The organism is Azotobacter chroococcum (assembly GCF_004339665.1).
Lineage (GTDB): Bacteria > Pseudomonadota > Gammaproteobacteria > Pseudomonadales > Pseudomonadaceae > Azotobacter > Azotobacter chroococcum.
The window spans coordinates 1-3,960 of sequence record NZ_SMMU01000078.1 but is presented as its reverse complement, the minus strand read 5'-3'; the positions used below and the strand labels follow the sequence as shown (position 1 = coordinate 3,960).

Annotated in this window: 2 protein-coding genes and 2 pseudogenes; 2 read left to right on the top strand and 2 right to left on the bottom strand. The window is 60.8% G+C overall.

Annotation, left to right across the window (positions count from 1 at the left end; all coding sequences use genetic code 11):
- Window positions 1-625 precede the first annotated feature (625 nt).
- The gene (locus tag EV691_RS22960) at window positions 626-1,648 is read left to right on the top strand and encodes a substrate-binding domain-containing protein (protein ID WP_131302105.1); all 1,023 of its coding nucleotides are present in this window, start codon (window positions 626-628) and stop codon (window positions 1,646-1,648) included.
- Window positions 1,649-1,792: 144 nt separating this feature from the next.
- On the opposite strand, the pseudogene EV691_RS24060 reads toward EV691_RS22960, so the two are convergent.
- Window positions 1,793-2,415: pseudogene (locus tag EV691_RS24060) on the bottom strand (transposase family protein); the annotation flags it as partial.
- A gap of 116 nt (window positions 2,416-2,531) precedes the next feature.
- Here EV691_RS24060 and EV691_RS22950 point away from each other — a divergent pair.
- Window positions 2,532-3,460: pseudogene (locus tag EV691_RS22950) on the top strand (IS701 family transposase); the annotation flags it as partial.
- 206 nt (window positions 3,461-3,666) lie between these two features.
- On the opposite strand, the gene EV691_RS22945 reads toward EV691_RS22950, so the two are convergent.
- Window positions 3,667-3,960: transposase (locus tag EV691_RS22945; RefSeq protein WP_165901265.1), on the bottom strand; the 294-nt coding region annotated here is incomplete at its 5' end.

Here is a 3,960-nt window from a genome sequence, read left to right as displayed (position 1 = left end):
ACGTTATGAGAAGAAGGCCAGCCATTTCAAGGGAATGCTGGCCTTTGCGGCTGCTCTGCTATGGCTACGCTGATACGTCAACAGAACCTAGAAAAGGTTTTCGTCGACAGCTACATTCACCGGTCCAACGCGCTGCCGGAAATCCCCGCGAAACCTTGAGGAAGCATAACCAGCCACTCTTCACACATGGCTAGAAGACATGCATTGATCGGGCATTGGCGTCTTGCCATGCGGATGGGCAGTCGTTGGCTCAAGGAGATATTGGGGCATGCCTTGCCCTCGATGACCATGCGCTACGCGCATCTGGCAAAGGATCATCTCGAGATGCTGTGAACCGCTTCAGGCCCTACGAGCTGCCCTCCTCCGCCGTCTGATCGACAAAAAAGCTCTCTGTAAGCCCTTTCGCTTTCTGCCTTGTCCCGTCAGTGCTGAAACACCTGATCACTGGCGTGACATCCCATAGCGCGTCCACTTAGCTTGATCAAGGGCAGGGCCTGATCTCAACAGGCTTTCGCAGTCACCAGTCAGCCTGCCTCGTGAAGTAGAGATCATCCCAAACGACCTCATGGCATCTAAAAACCCATAACAAGTCAGCTCTCCATGCTGGAGGCCACCAGGATCCGTTTTGAAAAGACGTCTATTTTTCCGCTTTCTTTCCGCTGCCACCCTGCTCTGCGGGCTGCCGCTCGGCCTCCCCGCCGGCGCCGAACCGTTACAGTTCGCGCTGATCGCCAAGCGGGTCGACCATCCCTTCTTCATCCAGGCCGGCGAGGGCTGTGCCGAGGCCGCCCAGGCCCAGAGCGATACCTGTCTGTTGCTGGGCGCCTCGGAGCTAGAGCATTTTCGCCTGCAAAATCAAGCACTGGAGCAGGCCCTCAACATGGACCTGGACGGTATTGCCCTGTCAGTGACCCATTCGAAATGGCTGGCCGATCATGCCTTGCAGCGGGCGGGCAAGACGCCGCTGATCACCTTCGAGGCGGACTTGAAACCGGCAGAGCGGCATCTGCGCAGAGGCTATGTCGGGCTCGACAACCTGGCTTTCGGCCAACAGTTGGGCGTACTCGCCAAGCGCTTCAGGCCACAGGGCGGAAAGCTATGCGTCTTGAACGGCAGCGCGCGGGAAACCAACTACCAGGAACGCCTCCAGGGCATCCGCCAGCAACTGCGTGGCAGCCAACCCCAAGCCAAGGTTAGGGCAGCTGACCGGCTGAGGGGGGAGAATGGCTGGAGCGAGCCGAACCGCTGCCCGCTCTATCGCGCCGAAAACCCAGAGAAAGCGGTGCTCCAGCTTGCCGCCTTGCTGAAGGCCAGCGAGGTTGACGTCATTATCAGTACCGGCAGTTGGCCGATTTACCAAGCCGATGTATTTCGCCAGCAACTCGGCCCGTTGCTCGCCGAACTCGACAAAAAGGGCGCGCGCCCGGCCATCATCATCGCTACGAATGAGCCCGACGCAGCACAGCGCGCGCTGCTCGACGACGGCCTGGCACAGGCCTATTTGAGCCTGGAAGGCCGCGAGATCGGCCGCCAAAGCTACCGGATGCTCAAACGTCTAGCCCAAGGAGAGCCTATCCCCGAGAAGATTTTCGTCGACAGCCATATCTATCTGCCTAAAGCATCAACGGACATTCCTTCGGAGCCTTAATTGTCTGGTTGTGAGATGTCATTGGCGTAGAACAGTATGTCATCAACTTTATTCATGAGCTGACTGTCGCTCGAAAGGGGCGATGTGGAGCTGGCGAGCTCGGGCATTGCGCTAAGCCGCTGTTGGACTGTTCCGATGGGGGCAGGCCATCCAGAAGGAGCCACGATCGGTCAGCACATGCGTGATCCAGAAAGGGAAAGCCGCCTTGATTGCGCGGAGAAAAGCACAAGCATTCGCGGCGTTCTCCGCATCGAAGACAGCGAGGTGGACATAGCGTGAGCGGCGATCGATGGCGACATACAGATACCGCTTGCGGATGTCGCCGTCCGCCGTTCTCAGCTTCGGCAGATGCTTTACAACGATATGAACGAAGCCCAGGTCGTACTCATGGAATTGGCCCTGTCCACGGATGGGATGGAGTTTGGATGCCGGCGGGCGACGGTTAATCCTTTCGGCCCGGAGGATACGTCAGACGCTGTCGCGGTTGAGGTGGGGCAGGAAGTACCGGACACGAAGGCAGATCATCGAGGCCAAAGCCCGTTGGTCTGCAGAGCTGGCAGACAATGGCGCGCTCTTCCGCTGTGGCGCGCCAGGCCAGTCGCTGCGGGCGGCTGGAGCGGTCGTGACACGACCCAGCGCCTCCCTCGGTTTCCCGTTTGCGCCATTTACGTACAGTTTCATCGCTGATGCCGTAACGTTTTGCCAGAACGCCGGTGGCTCATCCGACCGGGCGATTTCACCACGGAGACGGGGCTGGTACGGGCCTGCTACGCGAATCTTGTCACGGGTGTTCAGCGCGCCTCGAGCCTCGATGCGCTCCTGTAGGTCGGCGCAGTCGCGGCGGGTGATTTCGGTCGGCAGCTTGTCGCCCAGGGCGGGCAGCACGTCGGCCTGGCGCTTGTACCTGCCCCGGGAGTGGGCCGAAGATGCCGGGCGGCGCCGCAAGGCCGGCGTACCCGAGGACGTCCGCTTTGCCACCAAGCCCCAGATTTCGCAGTTGCAGGCGTTGCTCGAAGCCGGGGAACCCCATCATTGTGTGGTGGCCGATGACGGTTACGGCGTGGACAGCGCTTTTCGCCAGGGATTGACGGCCATGGGGCTGTCCTATGTGGTCGGTGTCACCTCGGCCGTGCGGGTGTGGCCACCCGGCCAGCAGCCGCTACCGCCCAAGCCCTGGACGGGCAAGGGGCGTCCACCGGTAGCCACGCGGCGCTTGCCGGAGCATCGACCACTGTCGGTGAAGAAGCTGGCCCTGTCGCTGCCGCCCGAGCTCTTTACGGAACTCACCTGGCGCCAGGGAACCAACGAACCACTGAGCGGGCGTTTCGCTGCAGTACGGGTACGCCCTGCCGGCAGCGTATCGGCAAAACAGCGGCTGCACCCGCAGCAATGGCTGCTGATCGAATGGCCCCCCGCTCAGGACAAGCCGACCCGCTACTGGCTGTCCACGCTCGCGCAGGACACGCCACTGCCGGAGCTGGTACGCATCGCCCATCTGCGCTGGCGTATCGAGCGCGACTACAGGATCTCAAGCAGGACCTGGGGCTGGGACATTACGAGGGGCGTGGTTGGCGGGGATTCCACCACCATGCCAGCTTGAGCATCGCAGCCTACGGTTTTCTGCTCGGGCAGCGCCTGCGCCGTGAGGCCCTGTCCGGACCGGATGGCCAAGGAAAAAAAAACCTCATGGCCTGCACGGTACCTGCGCTTCCCGCGGATTACCGCCCCCGCGGTCGGCCAGCGCGCACAACGGCACGTGGCGGACTCGATCACGACGCTGCGTCATCAACTGGGTGTCTACCTGATGCTTGAGTATTGCCGGGACCTGTACGGAGGTTTGGGACATCCACGTTTATGACACAGTAAGATTAAGGAAAGTCTGAATTAGCCCCGACATTTCCTACCCGAGCACTCGATTGCTCAAAAAAACGGCAGTTCCGTGGCAATTCAGACCGATACCTCTTTGCAAATCCATGTTTTGCCCTTGAAGGGGCGCTTTGCCGGGATGATTCCCCGCATTACGGACGCACCTCTCCTGCCACCAGCAGATGTTTTCGCGCCATCCACAGGTTCGACAGGGCGAACAGCGTCACCAACTGCGCTGTGTTCTTCGTCAGGCCGCGGAAGCGGACCTTGACGTAGCCGAACTGCCGCTTGATCACCCGGAACGGATGCTCGACCTTGGCCCGCATCTGCGCCTTGGCTTTCTCGATCCGACGTTTGACGCGATACAGGACACTGCGCTTGCCGTGCTTCTGGTAGGTGCTGCGGCGAGCCGCGATCTGCCAGACGACTTTCCGTCCGGCATGCTC